Source organism: Acinetobacter sp. BMW17 (assembly GCF_001592855.1).
GTDB lineage: Bacteria > Pseudomonadota > Gammaproteobacteria > Pseudomonadales > Moraxellaceae > Acinetobacter > Acinetobacter johnsonii.
This window is the reverse complement of the sequence record NZ_LSOD01000020.1, coordinates 73379-97925: the sequence shown is the minus strand read 5'-3', so window position 1 is coordinate 97925 and position 24547 is coordinate 73379. Positions and strand designations below refer to the sequence as shown.

At 39.5% G+C, this 24547-nt stretch carries 24 protein-coding genes, 1 other RNA gene and 1 pseudogene; 7 read left to right on the top strand and 19 right to left on the bottom strand.

The annotated features are described in order from the left end of the window. Nucleotides 1-156: 156 nt before the first annotated feature. Genes AXW61_RS05640 through AXW61_RS05630 form a run of 3 tightly spaced genes read right to left on the bottom strand, consistent with a single transcriptional unit; the run spans nucleotide 157 to nucleotide 2172 of the window. Nucleotides 157-936, bottom strand: coding sequence for a glutathione S-transferase N-terminal domain-containing protein (locus AXW61_RS05640; protein ID WP_062033120.1), 780 nt, complete (start codon nucleotides 934-936; stop codon nucleotides 157-159). A 49-nt stretch (nucleotides 937-985) separates the two neighbouring features. Next, on the bottom strand, nucleotides 986-1498 hold the full coding sequence (gene rraA / locus AXW61_RS05635; protein WP_062033117.1) for a ribonuclease E activity regulator RraA: 513 nt from the start codon (nucleotides 1496-1498) through the stop codon (nucleotides 986-988). Between the two features lie 8 nt (nucleotides 1499-1506). After that, on the bottom strand, nucleotides 1507-2172 hold the full coding sequence (locus tag AXW61_RS05630) for a nucleoside-diphosphate sugar epimerase (protein ID WP_062033114.1): 666 nt from the start codon (nucleotides 2170-2172) through the stop codon (nucleotides 1507-1509). Nucleotides 2173-2385: 213 nt separating this feature from the next. Between AXW61_RS05630 and rpsT the strand changes: the two genes are divergently transcribed. After that, nucleotides 2386-2652 (top strand): 30S ribosomal protein S20, encoded by a 267-nt coding sequence (rpsT, locus tag AXW61_RS05625; RefSeq protein ID WP_004696602.1) that lies wholly within the window; start codon nucleotides 2386-2388, stop codon nucleotides 2650-2652. 232 nt (nucleotides 2653-2884) lie between these two features. On the opposite strand, the gene AXW61_RS05620 is transcribed toward rpsT, so the two are convergent. Then, nucleotides 2885-5467: a M66 family metalloprotease gene (locus tag AXW61_RS05620; RefSeq protein WP_062033112.1), complete on the bottom strand. Its 2583-nt coding sequence runs from the start codon at nucleotides 5465-5467 to the stop codon at nucleotides 2885-2887. Between the two features lie 465 nt (nucleotides 5468-5932). On the opposite strand from AXW61_RS05620, the gene AXW61_RS05615 reads away from it, so the two are divergent. Beyond that, on the top strand, nucleotides 5933-6373 hold the full coding sequence (locus tag AXW61_RS05615) for a hypothetical protein (RefSeq protein WP_062033110.1): 441 nt from the start codon (nucleotides 5933-5935) through the stop codon (nucleotides 6371-6373). Nucleotides 6374-6509: 136 nt separating this feature from the next. On the opposite strand, the gene AXW61_RS05610 is transcribed toward AXW61_RS05615, so the two are convergent. The 4 genes and pseudogenes from AXW61_RS05610 to AXW61_RS17920 form a co-directional block, all read right to left on the bottom strand. Next, entirely contained in the window at nucleotides 6510-7241 is a 732-nt protein-coding gene (locus AXW61_RS05610; protein ID WP_004696597.1) for a histidine phosphatase family protein, read from the bottom strand. A 54-nt stretch (nucleotides 7242-7295) separates the two neighbouring features. Beyond that, entirely contained in the window at nucleotides 7296-8150 is an 855-nt protein-coding gene (locus tag AXW61_RS05605) for a 3'(2'),5'-bisphosphate nucleotidase CysQ (RefSeq protein WP_062033108.1), read from the bottom strand. Nucleotides 8151-8653: 503 nt separating this feature from the next. Beyond that, the gene (locus tag AXW61_RS05600; RefSeq protein WP_058951775.1) at nucleotides 8654-8899 is read right to left on the bottom strand and encodes a hypothetical protein; all 246 of its coding nucleotides are present in this window, start codon (nucleotides 8897-8899) and stop codon (nucleotides 8654-8656) included. A gap of 321 nt (nucleotides 8900-9220) precedes the next feature. Next, nucleotides 9221-9465 (bottom strand): annotated as a pseudogene (locus AXW61_RS17920) (hypothetical protein). Nucleotides 9466-10125: 660 nt separating this feature from the next. Between AXW61_RS17920 and AXW61_RS05590 the strand changes: the two are divergent. The 4 genes from AXW61_RS05590 to AXW61_RS05575 all read left to right on the top strand — a co-directional run bounded on the left by AXW61_RS05590 (nucleotide 10126) and on the right by AXW61_RS05575 (nucleotide 13106). Then, on the top strand, nucleotides 10126-10800 hold the full coding sequence (locus AXW61_RS05590) for an HAD-IA family hydrolase (RefSeq protein WP_005401036.1): 675 nt from the start codon (nucleotides 10126-10128) through the stop codon (nucleotides 10798-10800). Then, entirely contained in the window at nucleotides 10793-11236 is a 444-nt protein-coding gene (locus tag AXW61_RS05585) for a S4 domain-containing protein (protein WP_004696588.1), read from the top strand. Before AXW61_RS05590 ends, AXW61_RS05585 begins: the two co-directional genes overlap by 8 nt. Before the next feature lie 114 nt (nucleotides 11237-11350). Beyond that, a complete protein-coding gene (recA, locus tag AXW61_RS05580; RefSeq protein ID WP_005401034.1) occupies nucleotides 11351-12394 on the top strand; it encodes a recombinase RecA in 1044 nt (347 codons plus the stop codon). 106 nt (nucleotides 12395-12500) lie between these two features. Beyond that, nucleotides 12501-13106, top strand: coding sequence for a regulatory protein RecX (locus tag AXW61_RS05575; RefSeq protein WP_062033105.1), 606 nt, complete (start codon nucleotides 12501-12503; stop codon nucleotides 13104-13106). Nucleotides 13107-13216: 110 nt separating this feature from the next. On the opposite strand, the gene AXW61_RS05570 is transcribed toward AXW61_RS05575, so the two are convergent. The 3 genes from AXW61_RS05570 to ffs all read right to left on the bottom strand — a co-directional run bounded on the left by AXW61_RS05570 (nucleotide 13217) and on the right by ffs (nucleotide 14575). Next, a complete protein-coding gene (locus AXW61_RS05570) occupies nucleotides 13217-13618 on the bottom strand; it encodes a hypothetical protein (protein WP_240487438.1) in 402 nt (133 codons plus the stop codon). Between the two features lie 327 nt (nucleotides 13619-13945). After that, on the bottom strand, nucleotides 13946-14230 hold the full coding sequence (locus AXW61_RS05565; RefSeq protein ID WP_240487437.1) for a hypothetical protein: 285 nt from the start codon (nucleotides 14228-14230) through the stop codon (nucleotides 13946-13948). Between the two features lie 248 nt (nucleotides 14231-14478). Next, nucleotides 14479-14575: signal recognition particle sRNA small type (ffs, locus tag AXW61_RS05560), an RNA gene on the bottom strand. Between the two features lie 274 nt (nucleotides 14576-14849). Here ffs and AXW61_RS05555 point away from each other — a divergent pair. After that, nucleotides 14850-15695, top strand: coding sequence for a YbgF trimerization domain-containing protein (locus AXW61_RS05555; RefSeq protein ID WP_062033104.1), 846 nt, complete (start codon nucleotides 14850-14852; stop codon nucleotides 15693-15695). A 59-nt stretch (nucleotides 15696-15754) separates the two neighbouring features. On the opposite strand, the gene lpxA is transcribed toward AXW61_RS05555, so the two are convergent. The 8 genes from lpxA to AXW61_RS05515 are packed head-to-tail and all read right to left on the bottom strand — an operon-like array spanning nucleotide 15755 to nucleotide 24546. Beyond that, on the bottom strand, nucleotides 15755-16543 hold the full coding sequence (gene lpxA / locus AXW61_RS05550) for an acyl-ACP--UDP-N-acetylglucosamine O-acyltransferase (RefSeq protein WP_004981924.1): 789 nt from the start codon (nucleotides 16541-16543) through the stop codon (nucleotides 15755-15757). Beyond that, nucleotides 16540-17025: a 3-hydroxyacyl-ACP dehydratase FabZ gene (gene fabZ, locus AXW61_RS05545; protein ID WP_010326983.1), complete on the bottom strand. Its 486-nt coding sequence runs from the start codon at nucleotides 17023-17025 to the stop codon at nucleotides 16540-16542. The genes lpxA and fabZ overlap by 4 nt, the downstream gene beginning before the upstream one ends. Before the next feature lie 7 nt (nucleotides 17026-17032). Continuing rightward, a complete protein-coding gene (lpxD, locus tag AXW61_RS05540) occupies nucleotides 17033-18100 on the bottom strand; it encodes a UDP-3-O-(3-hydroxymyristoyl)glucosamine N-acyltransferase (RefSeq protein WP_062033101.1) in 1068 nt (355 codons plus the stop codon). Between the two features lie 3 nt (nucleotides 18101-18103). Next, nucleotides 18104-18598, bottom strand: coding sequence for an OmpH family outer membrane protein (locus AXW61_RS05535; RefSeq protein WP_062033098.1), 495 nt, complete (start codon nucleotides 18596-18598; stop codon nucleotides 18104-18106). 33 nt (nucleotides 18599-18631) lie between these two features. Beyond that, on the bottom strand, nucleotides 18632-21121 hold the full coding sequence (gene bamA / locus AXW61_RS05530) for an outer membrane protein assembly factor BamA (protein WP_029575049.1): 2490 nt from the start codon (nucleotides 21119-21121) through the stop codon (nucleotides 18632-18634). Nucleotides 21122-21166: 45 nt separating this feature from the next. After that, the gene (rseP, locus tag AXW61_RS05525; protein ID WP_058869824.1) at nucleotides 21167-22522 is read right to left on the bottom strand and encodes an RIP metalloprotease RseP; all 1356 of its coding nucleotides are present in this window, start codon (nucleotides 22520-22522) and stop codon (nucleotides 21167-21169) included. 2 nt (nucleotides 22523-22524) lie between these two features. Continuing rightward, nucleotides 22525-23721 (bottom strand): 1-deoxy-D-xylulose-5-phosphate reductoisomerase, encoded by a 1197-nt coding sequence (gene ispC / locus AXW61_RS05520; protein WP_058869825.1) that lies wholly within the window; start codon nucleotides 23719-23721, stop codon nucleotides 22525-22527. After that, nucleotides 23722-24546 carry a CDP-archaeol synthase gene (locus AXW61_RS05515; RefSeq protein ID WP_058869826.1) on the bottom strand — a complete coding sequence of 275 codons (825 nt, stop codon included), beginning with the start codon at nucleotides 24544-24546 and terminating at the stop codon, nucleotides 23722-23724. It abuts the gene before it with no gap. Between the last annotated feature and the right edge of the window lies 1 nt (nucleotide 24547).

Sequence of the window (24547 nt, the reverse complement as noted above, 5' to 3'; positions counted from 1 at the left end):
ATGTGTGTCGTATTATCAACCAAATAATGAATATTTTTATAACAACTGAAGATAAATACAATTCATCATTCCATTGTAATTACAAAAATCAGATCAGTCCGATAAAATATCAATGCTTAGGAATTAAAAAAGGCATCTCTAAGAGATGCCTTTTTCTTATGCTGCATAAGTCTGCTTGAGATAAGCAACAATATCTGCCGACTCAAACAAAGCTGTTTCAGTGTTCGGATCAACCAAATATGGCACTTGAATATCACGCCCCATCACCTGCATGACTTGCTCACGCTTTCCACCTGCCAAAGGTACATATTTGCCCGGCTTTAAACGCAGTACTGCTGGGCCTTGATCTTGCCAACGTTCTTTAGGCACATTATGATACTTAAAAGGGAGCTCCAACTCGGTCAGTAAACCACGGACAATCCGAGTATAAGGACTGGCTTCAAATCCCCAAAGTTGTAACAGCTGTTCTGGCGCTACGCGATCTTTAATATTCTTGTTGATCCACACCCCACTCGCACCATTTACCAATGTCCCGACATAAGCAACATAAGGTGTTTTGGGATAATGTGCATACTTTTTCGGTGTTTTACCACTGTGACCATATTGTTCAAACAAGTAGTGAATAATATCTTCAGACTCGTATAGCTTAGTGTCTGTATTTTCATCGAGTAAAAAAGGAAATTGGGTTTTCCCACCCAACTGTTTCACCAAAGGACGATATTTAGTTCCACCCTTAGGACATGGATACACTTCATAATCCAAGTTCAACAAAGTCAGTACTTCACGCACACGACGACAATATGGCGAGCCTTCAAACTCATAGAGCTTTAAAGGTTGTTTAGGTTGTTTAGGATGCGGCGTTCCAGTTACACCACGCCCACCTTGCGCAAGCCCCGAAAAAAGAGCCTGAATCACTTTAATTTGATGCTTCACCATATTACAGGTCCATATCTTTTGTTGATGTTATTATGAGTCTGGTTGCTACTTATGCATCGACCAGTTTTTCTTTTGCAATGACAATGCCGTTATTATCCGCATAGAGATAATGACCTGATTGAATGGTGACACCACCAAAATGCAGGCTGATATCAACTTCTCCTACACCCTTACGATTACTTTTTTGTGGAATGGCGGCTAAAGCATGCACACCTAAATCTAGTTCAGCAATGGCATCTACATCACGGACACAGCCATAAATCACCACACCATTCCAGTGATTTTTGACTGCTGACTCTGCAATTAAGTCTCCCATCAAGGCACAGCGCATCGAAGCGCCACCATCCACAACCAATACTTTACCCGTACCATCTGTTGCTAACAGCTCTTTCACCCGAGAGTTATCTTCAAAGCATTTAACCGTAACCACCTCACCACCAAAGGTTTTACGTGCACCATAGCTCCTAAAGAACTTACCATCCATCGATGGGCTGACCACTTGTAAATCAAGTTCAGGATGATCATCCAATAAATCGCATGTCACAAATGCTGTCGTCACCACACTTCCCCTCATTTTGTCTTTTGTATGCGTAAATTATCATATATTTCAAATTTCTCGGTCTGCGTTTGGGCAGCCTCGACCATAGTATGAGCCACTTGTTCTGCTGTCACTGGCTTATATTTAAAATGCTTTGGTATAAAATGCGATAGTTTGGTATAAGCCTTTTGGAATATATCTTCCAACATGCGACCTTCATTACGCTGTCCGATCAGTAAGGATGGCTGCATAATACTGACCTTATATAAATCGAGTCCACGAATGGTCTCTTCAAGCTCACCTTTGACGCGATTATAGAAAATTTTCGAATTGGCTTGCGCGCCCAAGGCACTGATCAACACATAATGGGTTTTGGTCAAAACAAACAATTCAGCAAAATGTGCATTCACCACATAGTCGATGGCATAAAACTGCTCTTTTGAGCCAGCTTTCTTTAAAGTCGTCCCCAAACAACTAAAAGCATGACTGTAGCCCTGAACATCCTCATGGTTGAGTAATAAAAAATCATCCAGCTCCAGTTGCTGAACTTTGTCATACCGATCGAGCTGCACATTATGCTTTCTGACCACAGCCAGTATTTTGCTACAACTTGGCAGTTGTTGTAATTGTTGAATCAGGTTTAAGCCCACCAAACCCGTTGCTCCAATCACAATCGCTTGTTCTATATTTTGTGTCATTTTTATACAAACCCCCATGCAGATGACTAATCTTACCTTTTCTTTAGAATTTTTATGTATCTTAAATATAGTCAAAGCATGTCAAGACTTGACTTCACTGCGTATATTAATCAAAATATGCCACTTGTTTACGGGCTGGTGATTGTTCTTCTGATTTGGTTTTCAGTTTGAATTTCAGCCCGCCCAGACCAATCTATTTCAAGGAGTGCACGAGTGGCAAACTCTGCTCAAGCTAAAAAACGTGCTCGTCAAAACGTTAAAGCACGCAAACACAACGCAAGCTTACGTTCTATGGTTCGTACTTACATCAAACGTACAGTAGCTGCTATCGCTGCTGGTGATTACGCAGTTGCTTCTGAAGCATACAAAACTGCTGTACCAGTAATCGACCGTATGGCTGATAAAGGCATCATCCATAAGAACAAAGCTGCTCGTCATAAGAGCCGTTTAAATGCACAAGTTAAAGCTTTAGCTAACTAATTTATGCATTAAAAAAAGCCCTTTTTAAAGGGCTTTTTTTGTATCTATTTTTTGAATTTTCACACTACGCACACCTTTTCAGTACATCTGTTACTTAACAATACAGCTTAAAACTCAAATAAAATTTAGCAAGCGCTCTCTAGCACCCACGAGAACATCTACTTACAAAAAAAGCCCCCTTTAGGGAGCTCTTTTCATTTTATGTTGAATCATTTGCCAGATGAGCAGTGGTTTAATTCAAAGATTGAGCTTTCAAGTTTTTCACTAAAATACCCATATTTTTTGAGGTTGCCCCAGCCAAAATCAAGCTTGTATTTTGATTCAGCATTGTCCATCTTTGATTGTTATTTCCAGAGCAACCATATCGAATTGCAATCTGACGGTTATTTACCAAACTACCCGAGTTTAAGTCTAAGCACTGTCCTGATTGTTTAATGGCAGACGCCGTCGCATCCATTGACCACACTTGTGCTGTATTATTCGCCATACAGTCAGTCAAGGTGACTTTAGCACTTCCTCCATTACCCGTTAAACATTGTCCCATAGCCGCTTTGCTATGGATACGTCCTAAACTGTCATAAACCCACTGCTCAGTATCATCAGCAGTACAAGCCGACGGACCACTAATGTAAACATCCATTTTTTTGTTCGCAGTTAACTCCGTTTTTAAACAGTTTTTGTTATTTTTCAACAATCCACTTTGTGCAAGTGGGTCATCTTGTTGTAAACCTAGCTGTTTGATAAAAGCATTGAGTGCATCAATCGCAGCAGGTACATCTTTGGCTAAATCATCATAATAAACATTTACCCAACGATTTAAACGCATCCACCTAGTTTCTTGCTCTTCATAACGCTCAAGTACCTGCTGTGCAGCTAAACTCATCTCATTTTTATATGACTTATAAGCCTGATAAAGCATTAAACCGTTTGGTGACAAAACAATAATATTGTTCGCCGCCTGATTCAGTAGCTCTTGCTCAAGTAGGGGCAACTCTACATCGCGTAAGGCTTTATAACCCTGCGCTTTCCCAATCTTAACAGCAGGTGTAATAGCCGTAGTATATTGGGGAATCACTGTAGTCGATAATAATTTGGCAGCAGCATTGGCCTGCTTACAATATAAATCAACTTTTTGAGGGTGATCTGCAAGCGCTAAATTGACATGTAATTTATTGGCATTACTACCTAATCGTGTCGGAGCCAGTGCAATATTGGTTACTGTATTTGGATACTGTATATTTAACCAACATGCATCCTGATTTAACGCCGTATTTGCAGTGGGTAAATCATAGACATTGCCCCAATTTGAACGTGCTGCAGGATAGAGTAGCCCAACCTTTGCAACAGGGTCATAGCCACCCAAAATGGTCACTACAGGCTCACCAAAGACACGTGGGCGTAAATAGTTTTGCTTTGGTTGATACCAAACAGGTGCAGCAGAATCTGGCATAGTAGGCTGAACCACTTCCATCTGCCGTATGACTTCATTCCATTTTTTATAGCCCGTCGGTGAAGTCTTATCCCACACATAGCGGTTAAAGTGCGGTTGAATTTTTAAATAAGTGCTATAACCCGTATAGTGGGTATAACGTGAAACTGAGCTTGATGCATAACCACCAGACATTGCATCTCGGCTATGTGGATATAAAGCTAAAAAATTTGCAATTCCTGTAGAAGAAGCCCATAAATCCTTATTATTCCAAATCAAATTACCCCGCATCATATTACGATACGGAATATAACCCCAACCACTGTCCGCATGATGTGAGGTCCAGAAATCATTACCCTTCTCCTGCCCAGGATAATGCCCCAATCCATAGTGGTGTCCAATTTCATGACTAAATTCATTCCCAACCGAATCATACAAAGTTAGCATGCCGTTACCACCACTTAAGCCATGATTACTTTCGCCATTGGCATATTTTCCACGGCTATGGTGTGCAACTACGGTTTGGGTTAATTGTGGTTGATTTTGACTTGCCATCGAAGCACTGGTAATTCCCCAGTTTGCTAGATTAATACCTACGCTAAATGTCGACTTACCCACGTTTTCACGCATGTCACCCTCATAAACTCCGCCTTGGCTGGTGCTTGCCGTATCGTAAATCGTCCCGTCTGCAATCATGACGCGATCCAACTGAATATCATCATATTTTGCAACGGTCATTTCAGCAGCTGGAATCGTTTGAAAGTAATCTGAACCTGCCCGAACAGGATCATTCAGCATATAGTGACCATTGGAAACAGGAGGAGCCGTTAACATACCGATACGAATATTGTTTAAGACCAACTCTCCCGGAGAGGCAAAATCAATTTTGTCTTCCGCAATTTGCCCCTGACGTCCAAGAGAATCTTTGATCTGAATACGCAAACCTGGACGTATTTCATCCCAATTGAGTCGAGCACTCCACGCGCGCTTACTATATTGCACACGCAGACGGTCATCAGTATTAGTTTGATCAGACTGAGGAATGTGTGTTGGATCAGCCAATTCAATAGTTCTTAACCATTGGTTATTCATATAGATGTCTGCTCTCAGCATCTCGATTGTTCCCATTGCTTGACTGGGTGTAACCAATAACAATGCCTCTTTTTCCATCGTTAAACGTGGCATTTTTTTACTTTCATTACCATTTGGATCAACCACATGACTCTGACCAAATTGCAACATCGCCTCAAAGCTACCAGTTAAATCATTTCGTATCACACGTGTTTTTGAGTTTGCATCGTAGTCAAAATACCCCAATGTGCTTTCAATAACTTCAGGTGCAGCTTCTGCCGAATCGCCATCCCCACCACCACATGCAGCAAGCATCAGCGTTACAACACAAAGACTTAGCTTGCAATACAAGAACTCATTCACACTTTTCACATCTCCCCCCAAAACAGTCACAAATAAAATTAAAAATCATTAATAATTTATATAAATCAAAAACTTAATTATTCAACACTATTTTCTATTCATATTCAATTTACATAATTTGTCACTTCAGAACATATTTTTTATAAACATTAAAACTAAAGTCCGAAAAGTAAAAGTTCTGTGACAGGGCTTGAATTTATGAAAAATAATGATGAGTTATACATTTGAATTTGCACCAATATAGTGCCAATATTTGTCAGTCAATTTTTTAAAAAAAAGAGATTTCAATTAATTTTCTTTGTAAGCACGTAGCTTATTTTAATTTTTAGATCCAAAATGATTAAAATCCCATAAATTAATTATGGTATTCTGTTTTCTTATAATGAAACCACATAGAATGTTCTACTGGGGAATAGCATGATTAATAAATTTCTTCCAACACTTGAAAAATTCCAACCGACAGAACAACAATATATTGAGTATTTTTATGCCAAAGGTGAAAAAGACATACTCGCCAAAGTCATCTCAAATATGCGCGGAACCGCAGAAATTCAGGCCTCTCAGGGCGTTGACGCGTGGTTAGGCTATGGCGTCTATTTACCTGCAATTGAACGTATTTTTGCACTGCACCAAGGGGAAACGGAAGCTGAGTTTTATGACCGTACTCAATATCCAGCCGATGTTGTCAATGCATATACTCTTTCGAATCATGAGATTGCCACGTTAATTGCTGCAGATAAATACAATCGCATTCATCAGCACAGCGTAGCAGTGAATACCTCATTATGGCCTTTAAATGATGCAGGCCTGAGTATCGACTTGCTCGATTTTCCCAATCGACTCAAAGCCAAAATTTAAACTTATGCGATATAGCATTTAATAAGGTTGACGAATGATCGATCTATAAATCTCATATATTCTTTTTCACTTTCAAACGAACGCCTAAATGAATGAACGAGATTTATAGCTGATTTTTTATTAATAAACAAAGCACTTACAGATTTTGAAATTCATGAATATTCAGTTCATTCATTTCCCCACGCCAAATCCATTTCAATTTTGATTCCAAAAACACATCTCCCTCAAACCATACGAAAAGACCTTCCATCATTTTCGGCCAGTCTTCTTTGGTCACAATCGTACGCCCTGAAATAACTGCCAAAATCGCGGCTAAAATCGTGTCATGACTGACCGCAAGGCTCAGACCATAAGGATTGTTCGGATGCGTGTTATATATAAGCTCCAATACATCTACGACGCCATGAATCGGATGCTTCATACCGGGTAAGGCATTATTAACAAAGCTATTAATAAATCCTAGAGCACCTTGACGCTGAAAATAAGGCCCAGCTTGCTTAATATCCAAAACAAAACTACCTGGCTCAACCAATAAACCTTGTTCGATAATTTCAATGCGGTGGGTATTCGGCTCAAGGGTTTGTCCATCTGCCCCTTGAATCATTAATGCAGCAGTATCAATACAACGTTGAATTGGGCTAGAAATACAGTGTTGTATCACTCGATCCGTATTATCAATCAGATAGGAACCCCACGCCTCCGCCAAATCTCGCCCTTGATGCGTCAACTGTAAATCATAGCCTGCAAGCCCCTGACCCGTAACAACTTCACGAATGGAATGACGTGTAAACAACGTCACTGGCGTTTTTGCATCTGGCAATAAATCGATTGCCTTCAACATACTAGGCGGGAGTAACTCTAAGGCCATAATCACTAGCAACTCAATAATTCAAAAAACACTATAGCACGCTCAGTTTTTAGCTCAAGCCGACGAAGGCATTAGTTCAAGTGCTTGTAATGCCAGTTTTTTCATATCGTTATTTCGATATGCAATAAAACCGCCATTCAGTAAACTCAATCTTTGGTTATATACGAATGGTCGTCCCTGAAAATCAACTAAACCACCACCTATCCGCTCCAATAAACACTGTCCAGCACTGGTATCCCACTCACTCGTTGGGTGAAAGCGCGGGTAAATATCGACTCGGTCTTCCAACACCATGCAGAACTTATATGCACTCCCTGCGCGATACTCTTGAATAGGCGTAAGTTTTTCCAACTGCTCTAAATATACTTGATACTGCGGCTTATTCTGACTACTTTGACTTAAGCCGACTTGAACAGCACTGTGGTTTTCAACTGGAACATATTCAGACCATACCTCTTTTTCAATATTGTATTTTAAAGGCTGACCTTGTAGTGGACAGAAGTAAATTTGCTGTTCACAAGGAATAGCCAGCACAGCAAAAGTTGTATGCGCACCCTCAATAAGACTGAGATTAATGGTGAATTCAGGACGTTGATGCAAAAATTCTTTGGTACCATCTAAAGGATCAAGCATCCAAAAAGACTGCCACTGCTGTCTATGTGCATGCTGCCCTTCTTCAGAAAGAACAGGCAAATGAGGAAAGGTATTGTTTAAAGCATCAGTAATAAATTGATTGACACGATAGTCCGCTTGCGTGACGGGTGAATGATCGGATTTTCGTTCAACTGTAAAATCACCACCTGCAACATAAGCTTGATACTCTGCTCGTAAAATCTCGCACGCTTGAGTCACAATCGGTACAAGTTGCAATATCAGTGCATCTTGAGGTGCAGTTGTGGGCTTAAACATGAGACCGCCTTTTTATTTATTAAGTTATAGATCGAGAAGATCATCTATTGGGATAGCAGTATGCTGATCGCCTCGTATTCAACGGTATACTGTCACCTCAGAGTGAGAACATGCGAATACTTTTTCAACACTACCTTAAAAATATTATACGCCTAAGACACTCAGGAAATATCACTCAATTCCAATTCTTCTTTTGACTTTGGGTTGAATAGTCCAATCAACCTGACTTTACCTTTACCCACACCTTAAATATTGAGACTAGAGAAAGTCACAAGCTGACCGTTTCTAATTTGTGCTTACTCTTAATTTCTTTTCAGCTTTATACATCCAAGTGATTACTTTAGGAAAAATCATCGCGCAAAAAAATCCCACGCATGGGAGCGTGGGATATAAAACAAGAAAAGCTACAGCGCTTTAATTTCGAGTGTAGTATAAACCTGTATTTGAAATACATCAATTAAAAAATTGCGGTATACCTGCATTTTTTTTAAATTACTTTACAGCTACTCATTTTTATCTGAGCACTTCACTTCTAATTGATACTCATCCTGCGTCACTTTGATCTTAATCTTTTGATACTTTCTTTTATTCGGATCCATAGCAGAGCTAGCGACTTCATGTAAAAACTTTCGATCATTCATAAGCTCGCTATATGCTTTATAACCAATCATAATCTTTTCAGGCTTTTTATTTTTGGAAACTAATTCTTTTAGAATATCGTCTAGTTCATTTGCAGTAATAATTGACATATCGAAGCAACTCAAAATAAAAAAGATTATCCATGAACAATATGATCAAAAGATGTCAAAAATCATCTTTCTCACTATTTTCATTTCAATAGAAAAATAAAAACCCGATCAGTATGAAAACAAATCGGGCTTTTTGTCTGCAATCACTCAGACCAGAAAGTTATTATAATAAAAAACCTGTTTACCTCTCTCCAAATAAACAGGTTTAACTGCACAAACATCATCTAATCATTATATTTTCATTGCTTTATACCGCACACTCTACAGCCAAAATATTTCAAATAAATGAAACCTTAAGGCTTTTTTAACACAATTGAATACTTAATCATCATTACGTAAAAAGGTTAACTCATATTCATCATGCGTAATTTTAATCTTGGTATTGCGATAAGTCCGCTTATTTGGATCTAAAGATGAACTCATTACATTTTCTGCAAATTTTTTATTCGACATAAATTTTGCATAGAGCATATAACCAATACGGATTTTTTTAATGGCCTTTTCTTACCTTTTGCTTCATATTTATCTAAGGTTTCATCTAAAAAATCTAGATTTAATTCACTCATCCATTCCTCTCTATTTTATTCTCATTCGCCACATCTTTTTTAACCGATTCTTGTTTAAATAACCAGCAAAACCACTTTATTTTTTATTTTTGTCAGAAAACTTACTTTTATTGCGCTGGACTGGATACAACGAATCTTTCTCCATCAGTTGAAGTGATTTAAATTTAGCTTCAAACATAAAAAATCACCCTCAGGTGGTGTTAATGGTATCGATATAAAATGAACATTTGATGAAATAGATTAGATAGACATGAGAGCCGAATAGCTAAGCAGTACTGAAAAGCTGACAAAACCAATGATGCTGTCCGTTGTAATCCATGGCTAATTTAGGTCAGCAGCAAGAGTAGAGATTTTCCATAATAATGAGAGCGCTAAGCGCTCTCATCGAAAGTTTATAAAAGCTCTTCCTTCCCCATAAGGTGAATCATTCATTATGCTGAAATTTCAATATTGTTGTGGATCAATGCATCTTATATGCTCTTACTTAAAAAATTAAGATCCCGTATTCTTCAATTTTTGACAATGGGCTATGCAAATCCGTCATCTTATGCATCTATACGCTATAATTACGTCATATTTGCATAAAGCAAAACTGCTAGATCGGCTGCTAACTGTTTTCTATAGCCATTGCTGAACTTTGAAATATTGGAGATTTTTTGAGTGGAAAAGCCAATTATCATTTTTGATATGGACGGCACATTACTGGATCTTGCCTATGATGATTTTATTTGGAATCATCAGCTTCCTATCCGTTATGCTGAACAACACCAGTGTTCTTTAGAACAAAGTACTCAGGCCCTGTTTCAGTTTTATCAAACCCATAATCATACACTCAATTGGTATTCTACGCGCTTTTGGACAGCCAAAGTCGGCGTAGATACACTCGCCTTACAGCAGGAATTTAAGCATAAAGTTAGCCTACGTGAAGGCTGTCTTGAACTTCTCGACTATTTAAAAAGTAACGGCTACCCTTGCTGGCTTGCCACTAATGCGGACTGTGAGGGACTCAAGTTCAAACTCGAACACACGAAACTAGCCTCATATTTCGATGTCATTATTAGCAGCGAAACCCTCGGTCATGCCAAAGAGTTTACTGAGTTTTGGCAACATCTCCATGAACGCCATCCTTTTGCAACCACACAGTGTTACTTTATCGATGACACTGAAAAAGTATTAAAAGGTGCTGAAAGTTATGGTATTCAAAACCTATTTACCATTGCTCAACCCTCATCACTAGGTCAAAGCAAGACATCCAGCCCTTATCCGATCTTAAATCAGCTCACCGATTTAATTCCTTATTTAGAGCAAGCTGAGGTCACGGCCAAATATGCGTAAATCCACTTTAGCGGAAGATGCTGTAGGCATGCGCATTGACAAATGGTTATGGGCAGCACGTTTTTTTAAAACGCGCTCCATTGCCAAAAATGCAATTGAGGGGGGCAAAGTTCACCACAATGGCGAACGTGTCAAGGTGTCGAGAGAAGTTCGGGTTGGAATGGAACTCACCATACAGCAAGGTATTGACAAGAAAACCGTGGTGATCAAAGAACTCTCTGACGTGCGTGGCCCCGCTCCTGTTGCACAAAAATTATATGAAGAAACTGAAGTCAGTATTACACGACGGGAATTGATTGCAAGCCAAAGAAAGTTGCATAATCTAGCTCGACCTGATCATCGTCCAAGTAAAAAAGACCGACGCGATATCAGTAAGTTTAGACAAGAAAATGATCAACAATTTGACCAATATTGGTCTTATAATGATGATGAATGACATGCGTCATATTGTGTCGCACACGATCTGACTTTTATAGAAGATACAGACTAAATCTGTCACTATACTGAGCATATTCAGTAAATATCCGTGACATCGTTTTGAGGTTGTAAGATGGATGATAATAAAAGCAAGGCGCTCAATGCTGCGCTAAGCCAAATTGAAAAGCAGTTTGGTAAAAACACAGTAATGCGTCTTGGCGATAACACCGTACAAGCTGTTGAAGCGGTATCAACGGGTTCTTTGACACTTGATATTGCTCTAGGCATAGGCGGCTTACCGAAGGGTCGTATCGTTGAGATTTATGGTCCTGAATCTTCAGGTAAAACAACCATGACTTTACAAGCGATTGCCGAATGTCAAAAAGCAGGTGGTACATGTGCATTTATCGATGCAGAACATGCTTTAGACCCACAGTATGCGCGTAAACTTGGCGTAGATATTGACAATCTCTTGGTTTCTCAGCCTGACCATGGTGAGCAAGCACTTGAAATTGCAGACATGCTGGTTCGCTCTGGTGCCATTGACCTCATCGTTGTCGACTCTGTTGCAGCATTGACACCACGTGCAGAAATTGAAGGTGAAATGGGCGACTCACACATGGGTCTCCAAGCACGTTTAATGAGCCAAGCATTACGTAAAATTACAGGTAATGCAAAACGTTCAAACTGTATGGTGATTTTCATTAACCAAATTCGTATGAAAATTGGTGTAATGTTTGGTAGCCCTGAAACTACCACTGGTGGTAATGCGTTGAAATTCTATGCGTCTGTGCGTTTAGACATTCGCCGCGTAGGTCAGGTCAAAGAAGGCGATGAAATCGTTGGTTCTGAAACCAAAGTGAAAGTTGTCAAAAACAAAATGGCACCTCCATTCCGCGAAGCACTCTTCCAAATTTTATATGGTAAAGGCGTCAATCACTTAGGCGAACTTGTAGACTTGGCTGTTCAACAAGAAATCGTACAAAAAGCAGGTGCTTGGTATTCATACCAAGGCGACAAAATCGGTCAAGGTAAAAACAATGTGATCCGTCACCTTGAAGAAAACCCTCAGTTGGCTGAAACCATTGAGAAAATCATTCGAGAAAAACTACTGACGACTGCAAATGCTGCGCCTGTAGAAGAGAATGAAGAAGAGCCAGACTTTTTAGATGCTTAATTAAAAGTATCTAAAAAGATTAAATGTTATTACACGACATTTAGGCTTACACTAAGAAACGCCCTACGGGGCGTTTTGTTTATTCAGATCTATTTCATACCCAATTATGCCTAACTCAAAATTCCCCAAACTTCTTGACTATGATGCTCTCAAACAACAATTTGGTGAGGAGGAATCCCCTGCTACTCAATACGGCCACACGCAGGTAACACAAGAAACTGATGATGCTTTAGATTTTGATGAAGAGAATCAGCCCAAACCCACAGGTTTAACAGGTTCCCGTCTACGTTCTTATGCCTTTGCTGTATTAACACGTAAGGAATATTCAAAAGCAGAATTGATTGAAAAATTGGCCACATGGGCAATGCACCGTGAAGAAGTGATTACACTGGTTGAAGAGCTTTCAGCACAAAACTATCAGAGTGATCAACGAGTAGCTGAGATCACTTTATCGAGCCAAAAGCGTAAAGGCAAAGGCCCTAATCGCATTAAAATGGCGCTAAAAACCAAAAAGATTGACACTGGTTTAATTTTAGAAGAACTGAAAGAAACAGATTGGGTCGAACAAGCCTATCAACTCAAAGTTAGAAAGTATGGAACTGAGGTCGCAACAGATCCAAAACTAAAAGCCAAACAAATCCGTTTTTTAATGTATCGTGGCTTTGAAATGGATGCGATTATGAAAGCGATTTCGAGAAAAATTAAAGATTAAACGGCTATTTACCTGCACTACCCTACACATGATTGATCTATCATCTAGCTATATCAAGAAAACGTAAACAGACTTATCATCTATTAAACCTTAAATGCTAAAAATCTGATTTACTGCAGCTCATAAGCTGACCAAGTGATGCCTAAATTCCCTTGATGCAAGATCATGGTATAGGTGCCATCAATATTGGCATGATTGTACACACCCGATCTGACCTCGACCCTCTGGTTCCTGTCATTAGGCATCTGCACATCTAAATAATAATGCGAAAGCGAATGACGACGCGCGCCTACTCTCCAAACACCCTCGCTCTTCTCCTTATTTACGATCTGCACATCTTGAGAACTTAAAATACTATTATCATTTATGCTATTCACAATACGCACCAAACTCGCAGAATAAATACCAACAACAGGTATAGCAAGTGCGATCACCATGATCATTTGCCGCTTCATTTTCTGAGCAAACTTCTTTTTAAATACAATATATAGAGCGGATAATAGAAAGCTCATGCATATCAATGAATAAAATAAAAAAGCTAAATCGTAATGCTGGATAATACCCCTAAGAAATAAATAATTGCATACAAGCATAATCAGAAAAGACAGCACTTCTGTAGAGATTTTAGCCTTTTGCATATAAATAATATAAAAATTATGATGCTTTGGATAACTAAGGTATAGATAAACCAAAGCCATACCATGAAATAAAAGATCTGACCAATCAAATATAGGGGCTAAAAAGAAAATAATAACCGTCAATACATCTAAAATTTTTCTAAATCTTAATGCATATTTTAAATATTTGTGTTGCTGTTCACTGGAAATATTTTTTGTATGTTATTGTATAAAATTTTGTTCTTGTTCTCGTTTATTAACAACCTCAATATCTTCAAAATGTGCCATGAACATATTACAAATTCTTTTATATGACTCAAAATCTGAACTAATATTAACGATTTGATGATGCTGATCAATCAGTAGCAAACGACTTTTTTTTCTAAAAGATAAAATTTCATAGCCTTTTATTTCACTATAGAGCACTTTTTTAACAGTGAAAACTTTACGATAGAGAAGATGATCTTCATTAAAAACAATTTCGGTATTTATGCTTTCAAGCAACAAATAAAAAATGCAGAATAAAACACAGAGACAAGATACAACAAAGCCTATGACAATATAATTTAAAAAACCATTTGAAATAAAATATAGAATTGAGAAATAGATAAAAATAGTGGTCATTGTAAAAAATAGAAGAAAAAGCAGAATACTTTTCACTTTCTTAGAGTGATTCAATACTTACGACTAGACCTGCATCAATGCCATAGTAATCTTTCATTTTTATTCTTATATATTTATAAATATGGTGGCAACCCTACCAGCAAACCTTCGGCACATCATATTTCTACTACCGTTGCTACCTTCCGGTCCTGGCGGGGTTCGTAGAGTACAATTGCGAAGTAACCGGCAGGGCTACCATTGCAAGAACAGAGTATAGAGATTTTTCCCTAAGTTGCAAGCCTATAAACGACTTTTCAATAAGCATTTCATTCAATTGACTATTTATAAAACAAACTTAGAAAAAATCGCTCAATTATTGGTAACGACTAGGCTACATTCATTTACCTAAATATACGACAACAATGTAAAAGCTTATTGCAATTCATAACGTTGCCGTTTTTAATGGGGTAAATGAATTTCGTTTGATGTGTTCCCCATCAAAGCCTTATAACACGGATATTTTATGATGCTAAAGAAGCATAGCCTATGTGCCCTCACCCTAATTTGCACAACGCCTGTTTTCGCCAATATTCCAATTGAATCTCGCGGCTTAAGCCAAGCAACGAACAATAGTCTCAACTCAACCAGCATCGCAGTAGACACGGGTGCCAGCACAACAGCGACCAATATTAATTGGCAAATCATGCAAAAGAACCAACAATTAGAAAGTGATTTGCGTAGCTTACGCGGCAAACTTGAAGAACAAGACAACGAAATCGCTCAACTCAAACATGAGTTGGAAAACCGTTACGCTGACCTAGATCAACGCTTAGAGTTACTCCAGCAAAAAGTTGATCCTGAAGCAAGTACCACAACGGAGGATAGCCAACAGGATACTCCTCCCAGTAACACCACAATCACCAACGCCAGCAATAGCACAACCGCGGCCGCAGTAAATAAAGCACCTGTAGTGGTCAGTACGCAAAACACATCAGAGCCATCTGAGCTAGAAAAAGCCGCGTATACTGTCGCATTGGATGCCTATAAGCAAGGTGGTGCGAAGAAAGCGATTGCACCCATGCAAAATTTTATTAAAAACAACCCCAACAGTGTTTACATCAGCAATGCATATTTCTGGTTAGCGGAATTTAATTTAGCGATTGAACCTACCAACTATGCAGAAGCGAAAAAGAACTACGGGATTGTGGCAAACCAATACCCAAACTCTTCGCGTGCGCCTCGAGCCGTCTATCAACTCTACAATATTGCCAAAGAAGTGGATAAAAATACGGCTCAGGCCAACCAATACAAAGCCAAACTCCTTAAACAATATCCTAAGTCTGAAGAGGCCTCTTTCTTTAAAAAATAATTTTTCTATAGATATAAAAAAAGACACGCGAAGTGTCTTTTTTTATCTTTGGAATAAGCTTAACGCACAATGCCACGCTCTGACTGTTCTAACGAGTCAATAAGCAGCTGTACCTCAGCAACTTCAGGCAAAATTTCTGCACGGATACGTTCTAAAGCCTGCTCTGTCGTTAAACCTTCTTTATAGATTAGTTTAAATGCAGTACGTAAACCTTGAATCACATTTTTAGACCAACCTTTACGACGCATGCCTTCAACATTCATCGCAAAAGCATGTGCAGGATTACCAGAAACCATCACATAAGCAGGGACATCTTTTACAATCAATGATGCACCACCAATCATGCTATAAGAGTCAATCTTACAGAATTGGTGTATACCCGAGTTACCACCGACAATCACATAGTCACCAACATGAACATGACCAGCTACGCCGACATTGTTTGCAAAAATATTATGATCACCGACCACGCAGTCGTGCGCAATATGTGTATTCACCATCAATAAATTATGGCTACCAATCTTGGTTATACCGTGATCCTGAACCGTACCACGGTGTAAACTACAATGCTCACGAATTTTATTATGGTCACCAATTTCTAACCAGGTTTCTTCACCTGCATATTTTAGATCTTGGCAGACCTCACCCACGCTTGCGAATTGGAAAATTTCATTTTGTTCTCCAATACGCGTATAACCACCGACCACTACATGCGAATGTAACTGCGTACCCGCACCAATAGTGACATTTGGACCAATAATACAATACGGTCCAATCTTTGCATCTGCTGCAATCACGGCAGATGCATCGATGATTGCTGTTGGGTGAATAAATTCGTTATTGCTCATGATTGCTCTATTTTCTGATGCGAAACCATAATTTCCGCAGATGCTGCTACTACACCGTCAACAGTGGCAATACAATTATATTTGTAAATACCACGTTTCTGCATGACCAATTCTGATTTTAACACCAATTGGTCGCCTGCAACGACTTGCTTTTTAAAGCGAACTTTCTCTGCACCTGCAAACAAGAACAAAGAACCTTCACTTGGTTTCTCATTGTTCATGATGAAACCAAGAATACCTGAAACTTGCGCTAATGCTTCGACAATCAAAACACCAGGCATAATTGGATAATTAGGGAAATGGCCTTGAAGAAACTCTTCATTAATAGACACATTTTTATACGCCACAATTCCATTTTCAGTCACATCAACAACACGATCGACCAATAAAAAAGGATAGCGGTGTGGTAAGTACTCACGAATAGTTTGAATCGTCATTGGCAATTCAGGTTTCGTGAAACTAGTAGAATTCGACTCAGTCATCATATTTCTATTTACGCAATTTAATTGTTGATTCAAGGGACTCGATTTGAGCCTGCATATGATCAAGTTTTTTTACCAATTGGGTCAATGGCACATCTGCTAATTGTCTTAAACGAACAACGGTGCGTTTCCACTTTTGATTTTCAAACAGTCCAATTCCTGAAGAATACGTTCCGGCCACAGAAATATTATTTGTGACCATTGACATTCCAGTTAAAGTGACATTATCAACAATATTTAGGTGTCCTGCAATTGCAGACCCGCCACCTACGATGCAATTTTTGCCAATGGTTGTACTACCCGCAATTGCGGTATTGGCAGCAAAAGCAGAATTGGCACCAATTTTAGCGTTATGGGCGATTTGCACAAGGTTATCAATAATGACACCATCTTCCAAAATTGTGTCATCCAATGCACCGCGATCAATACTACAATTTGAACCAATCCGTACATCATTACCGATGATGACCGAACCCAATTGAGCAATTCGATGCCATTTCCCTTGATAAGGGGCAAAACCAAAACCTTCACTACCAATCACAGTATTGGCATGAATACGAACACGATCGCCAATTTTGCATGACATCAAATTTACATGCGATTCAATTAAACCGCTGCGGCCAATTTCAACCCCATCATGTATGCTGACATGTGAATGGATAATCGTGTCATCGCCAACAACGCAATTTGCACCAATGACCACATAATGTCCAATATAAGCAGTATCTGAGATGATTGCAGAAGGATGTATCTGCGCAGTGCTTTCGATGCCCTGTTCAGTGTGCTTAACCTCAAAAGCATGAGTTAAAATTGCAAAGGCTAAATAAGGATTGGCAACAACAATAAAGTTTTGATGTTCAACCAAGTGATCTTTCAGATCAGCTGTAACAATGAATGCTCCAGCTTTAGACTGCTGTGCTTGCTCTAAGTATTTTTCACCATTTACAAATGCAAGATGTCTAGATTCTGCCGAATCTAGACTTGCTAATCCATTAAGGATTAAATCAGCTTGACCTACACACTCACCTTGGACTAAACGAGCAAGATTTTCTAAGCGATACTGTTGAGGATTCATTGATTACTTAATTGCGTTAACCTTTTGAATCATTTTATCAGTTAAATCATACTTAGCGTCATAGGCAAGTGCTGAGTTTTTATTCAAAACAACATCTAATTGATTTTCTTTACGCAATTGTTCAGCAACTTGCTTCACACGACCATCAAATACACTACGTACTTGTTGAATAGAGCTTTGCACGCTACTTTGCATGGTTTGTTGCAAAGTATTGAACTCGTTCATTTTGGTTTGATACTGAGTCACCATTTTTTGCTTATCCGTAGCGCTCAGCTTATCACCTGTTTGTAAACGCTGTTGTAAGTCTTGAAGCTCTTTACTAAGTTGATCAAGCTTCGTACTTTGCGGTTGAATTTTCTGTTGAAAACTCGAATTTTGCTGTTTTAAATAGCTACTATTTTCAACAACACGCTCAAGATCCACTACACCATAGCCAGCAGCATTCACCACTGTAGAAGTTAATGCTGTAAGTGTTAAAGCTGTAAGAAATTTTTTCATATTTATATCTTTCATGTAGAGAAACGGTCGACCTTAGAAGGTACGACCGATTTCAAATTGAATGTTCTTTGTTTCATCGCCATCTTTATCATTCAATGGGTATGCATAGCTGAGAGACAATGGACCAATCATGGTAATCCAAGTAAAGCCTACACCCACGCTATAACGCATGTTATCAACATCGAAACCGAAGTTGTCTTTACAATATTGCTTAGAGTCTACATCAGCACCATTCACATAAATGGTTGAACTCGATACATTACATTGAGTATCAAAAACTTGTGCACCTTCAGCAAACAGTACTGGACGGACTTGACGTGTCCAATCCCCTTTAAATGGTAAAGGCAAAGCCAATTCTGTACCAAATTGAATCAACGCATTACCACCGACTTCTTCAGGGTCATAATCAACATCATCAGATTCACTGTACGTTACACCTGGATACTTTGGACCTAATGTGCTGTTGTCATAACCACGGACTGAACCAAAACCACCTGCATAGAAGTTTTTATAGAATGGTAAGTCATTACCATAGCCCAACTTACCATAACCGCGAAGTACGAAGTCTTTGCCTAATGGGAAATAAGCTTGAGCATCATAAGTCAGTTTTTGATATTCAACATCACTGCCTGGTAAGGCAATTTCACCATTTACACGATGTGACATACCTGATGTAGGAAACACTGGACGGTTTAAAGTGTTATATGACCAACCCAAGTTTAAGTTATACGTTAAGAAATCACCCTTAAACTCGTTATCAAATGATTCTGTTGCAGAACACTCACTAGTTGTCTCATCCCAATTCGCATCTGGACAATATGACCCTTTACTACCCGTTGCCTTTCCACCATTTGCCAATAAATAATCACGTACATAGGTCGATACATACGGACCTGTGGTGACTTCAGTTTGGTCGATGTTTAAACCTGCACTAATGCTTTGGTTTTCATCAATTGGATAACCGAAATTGATACCACCACCAAAACTATCCGTCACATAGTTGTTGACGTTATAGTCTTCATCCAACTTGGTTTTACGGTAGTACATGTTATAACCACGACGTACACCATCAATTGTAAAGTACGGATCAGTCACACTTAGGTTGTAGTAATCTTGTGTTTCTGAGCGTGATAAATCAATAGCAACAGAGTTACCTGTACCCATGAAATTGGTTTGACTTAGACCCGCTTGGAAGGTTATACCGCCGCTTTGCGAGAAACCAACTGCTAAAGTACTGGTACCTGAGTGCTGCTCTTCAACATTAATATTTAGATCAACTTGGTCGGCTGTGTTCGGAACACGTGCAGGCTTGATATCTACAGTCTTAAAGAAGCCTGTACGCTCTAAACGAACTTTAGATAAATCAATTTTCTCATTACTTGCAAGTGCACCCTCCATTTGGCGCATTTCACGACGTAATACTTCATCCGCAGTTTTCGTGTTGCCGGTAAAGTTAATACGACGCACAGTTACTTGCTGACCTGGATTCACATAATAATTTAAATCCACCAGATGAGTTTCTTTATCGATCTGAGGCACGACGTTCACTTCTGCATAGTAATAACCCGCATTACCGTATTTACGTAGAAGCAACTGTTTAACAGCATTCACTTTTTCTTGTGAATAGATATCGCCATCTTTATAAATTTGTAAAGCTTTCAGCTCTGCTGGGGTATATAAAGCATCGCCCAAAAATTTGGTTTCGCCAAATTTGAACTGTTCGCCTTCATCCACTGAAACTTCAACAAAAATATTCTTTTTATCTTCACTTAAATTTAAGCTTGAGTGATTGATATTAAAGTTGATATAGCCTTTGTTTAAATAAAGCGCACGTAAAGACTCTAAGCTTGCAGCCATCTTTTCACGTGCATAACGGTCATTACGTGAAATAATGGATGTCCAACCACTCTCTTTTACCGCAAACGCTTGTTCAATTTCGCTTTCTTTAAATACCGTATTACCAATAATATTGATATCTACAACTTTTGCAGCCTTACCTTCAACAAACTCAATCGTAAGGTCTACACGGTTGTTCGGCTTTGCCGTCGTCACAACTTTTACATCAGCATCATAACGACCTTGCTGCATGTACTGTTGTTCAAGCTCAGACTCAACCGTCTGTAGCGCTGATTTTTTCAGCACTTCACCTTCGGTAATCCCCATCTTCTTCAAGCCTTCTTCCAAGGCCTCTTTAGGAATGAGTTTATTACCTTTAAATTCAACTTTAGAAATCAGTGGGCGTTCGACAACTTTGAAAACCAGCGTATCACCCTGCTTTTCTGTTTTAATGTCATCAAACAAACCTGTTGCATATAAACTACGAATGGCATTGGCAAGTGCTGCATCGCTCACACGATCCCCACTATTCAACGGAATCATTCCATAGACATTTGCTGGCGTTAAACGAACAAGTCCATCAACCTTAATATCACGTACTATATAATCTTCTGCTGCATATACTTGTTGTACTGTTGCCATAGCACTGATGAGCGCCAAAGGCATAAATAAATGTGTGTGCTGCATGCCAGTTTTTTCCGATGTAAAATTTAATTCCGTATCTACGCTTTTTTACAAACGCATAAAATCATTGAATAGTGCCAAAAGCATCATACTTCCGAGCAATACCATACCAATTTTTAAACCAACCAATTGTATTTGTTCAGAAACAGGTTTACCACGTATTAGTTCTATAAAATAATAGACCAAATGTCCACCATCAAGCATAGGAATAGGCAATAAATTTAATATCCCTAAACTTACACTCATCAATGCCATAAATGAGATAAAAGTTTGCCAACCCATTTCCGCACTTTGTCCCGCAACTTTGGCAATGGTAATAGGCCCAGATAGGTTGTCTAAACCAATCAAACCGCGCACCATTTTCACAATCGAGTTCAAAATCATACTCGACAATTGACCAGTTTTATCCACCGCCATCATGAAGGCTTCAGCAGGATTATATTGTATCGTTTGTTTATATTCTGTAGGAATACTGATCTTTCCTGCGTCACTTTGTACACCCAAGACACCAGAAACCTTGCCCATATTGTCGCGCTTACCTTGCGGCATCACCTCAAGTTGTACTAATTTATTTTGACGAAGCACATCAATTTTTAACAATTTCTCAGGTGAAGCTTGAACCACTTGTACCACATCAAACCAATCATTCATCTTGATGCCATCAATCGCGACAATTTTGTCACCTTGTTGCATACCCTGACGAATGGCTGCACCATCTTCGCTCAACTTAGTCACGACCGCAGGAATTTTAGGTCGATAAGGCGTAAAACCCAGAACATCAAGCGGAGACTGTGTTTGATCTTTCAAGAAGTTTTGAATAGGCAAACTAAACGTTTTAACTTGTCCCGCACGTTCGGCCTGAATTTGGATTGATCCCGTTTCACCCACACGATCAACCAAGGCAAAATTCAACTTCTCCCAAGTGGGTGTCGTTAAGCCATCAACAGCGGTAATTTTATCACCCACTTGCATTTGAACTTGTGCTGCAGGTGTATGAGGTAACACTTTACCCACACGTGTATTCAACTGCTCTTGTGCAGGTAAAAACAAAATCCAAAACAGTAAAATGGCGAAGGCCAAGTTAATCAATGGGCCAGCTGCAACAATTGCGATACGCTTCCAAGGTGACTGACGATTAAATGCTTTGGGCGCATCCTCTTCAGCAACATCACCTTCACGCTCATCCAGCATTTTGACATAACCACCCAAGGGCAATGCCGAAAGCTGATATTGTATACCTGACTTTTTAGAGGTCCACTTTAAAACCGTTGGTCCAAAACCAATGGAATAAACTAAAACTTTTACGCCCAATTTACGCGCAACAAAATAGTGCCCAAACTCATGTATTGCAATAAGTGGGCCTAAAAGCAAAATTGCCGCAACAATCATAAACAAGGCGCTCATGCTTAAATTCCTATATTCACCACATATTGCTGAGCAACATGACGTGCGTTTTGATCGGCTTCTAAAATAACATCAAGTTGTGTTGCTGCTTGACGTGGGATGGTATTCAAAGTGTGTTCAACAATAGCAGGAATCTGCATAAACCCCACCTGTTGATTTAAAAATGCAGAAACCGCAATTTCATTGGCTGCATTTAAAATCGCAGGGGCTGTTCCCCCAGTTTTCATCGCTTGACGTGCCAAGCTTAATGCCGGGAATCGATGTGTATCTGGCGCTTGAAAATCCAACTGATGATTTTTAAATAAATCTAGAGCTGGAACATGGGTTTGAATACGCTCAGGCCATGCCAACGCATGTGCAATCGGCGTACACATATCAGGATTTCCCATTTGCGCCAATGTTGAACCATCCACATATTGCACCATGGAATGAATAATACTCTGCGGATGCACAACTACTGTAACAAAATGTTCTTCGATTGAAAAAAGATGACAAGCTTCAATCAGCTCTAACCCTTTGTTCATGAGGGTCGCAGAATCAACCGAAATTTTCTGCCCCATGGACCAATTCGGATGTTTGCACGCCTGCGAAGGCGTTACATTATGTAATTCATCTAAACTATGTTTTAGAAATGGCCCGCCTGATGCAGTCAGAAGAATACCAGAGACTCCGAGTTTCGGCTGTCCGTGACGCTCAGCTTGTAAATAGGTCGGCGGCAAGCATTGGAAGATTGCATTATGCTCAGAATCTACAGGAAGTAAAAGAGCCTGATGATCATGAGCAGCCTGCATCATGATGTCACCCGACATCACCAGTGCTTCTTTATTTGCCAAAAGGACACGCTTTCCTGCTTTTACCGCTGCTAGGGTCGGCATTAAACCTGCCGCACCCACAATCGCCGCCATCACCACATCCACTTCTGGATGTTCAGCAACTGCGATGAGGCCCGCCTCATCCGCCAAAATTTCAATGCTTTGCAAATTGGCTGCGACAAGTAGTTGGCGTAGTTCATCTACTTTTGCTTGAGGTACAACTGCAATTTGCGGTTGAAACTGCTGACAAATATCAACAAGCTCTTGCATCCGACTATGTGCAGTAACAGCAAACACAGAATAGCATTCAGCATGTTGTTGCAATATTTTTAAGGTGCTCTGCCCAATCGAACCTGTAACACCTAAAATACAAACAGATTGAGACATTTACAAATCTACGCCAATAAGTTTTAACATATATACACCCGCAGCAAAGATAGGTGCAGCAGCCAGTAACGAGTCAATACGATCCAACACCCCGCCATGCCCTGGCAAAATACGACCTGAGTCTTTAATTCCAGCACGACGTTTAATCATAGACTCAAACAAATCGCCGAGCACCGAACTAAATACAGTGACTACAGATAAAATAAGAAATAATAAATGCTGTGCGTAAGTTAAGTCTAAATAGAGGATTTCAACAGCGACCACAATGATCATGGCCGTAATCACACCACCATAGAGACCTTCCAAAGATTTATTTGGACTCACTTCAGGTGCAAGTTTACGTTTACCCAGTTTACGCCCAACAAAGTATGCCCCGCTGTCAGCACCCCATACCAATAAAAACAGGTACATCAGCCACCATGGAGACATCTTCCAGAGTGCAAAAATAGCGGTCACTGCTGAAGATATCAGAACAATCCCGACCACCTTAAGGGTTGAATTATACCAAGCATCATAATTTGGATAAGATTTAACCCAATACAGACTGAGCAACCAACATAGGATAGAGGCAGCCCAAAGTAGAAGCGCAATATCGTTAAAGTATAAGGCAAGTGTAGCAAGGCCAGCACTGAGTAAACCAAAACCCCACGCTAGAGGTTTATTAACATTTTTTGTTGTACGGGGCATGAGTTTAAACCACTCATAGCCTGCAACCCCTGCCGCAATAATCATCAGCACAAACATTGGATAGTGTGACTGGGTTGCAAACATACAACTCAGTACAACGGCCACCAAAACCAATGCGGTTATAATCCGCTCTAACATT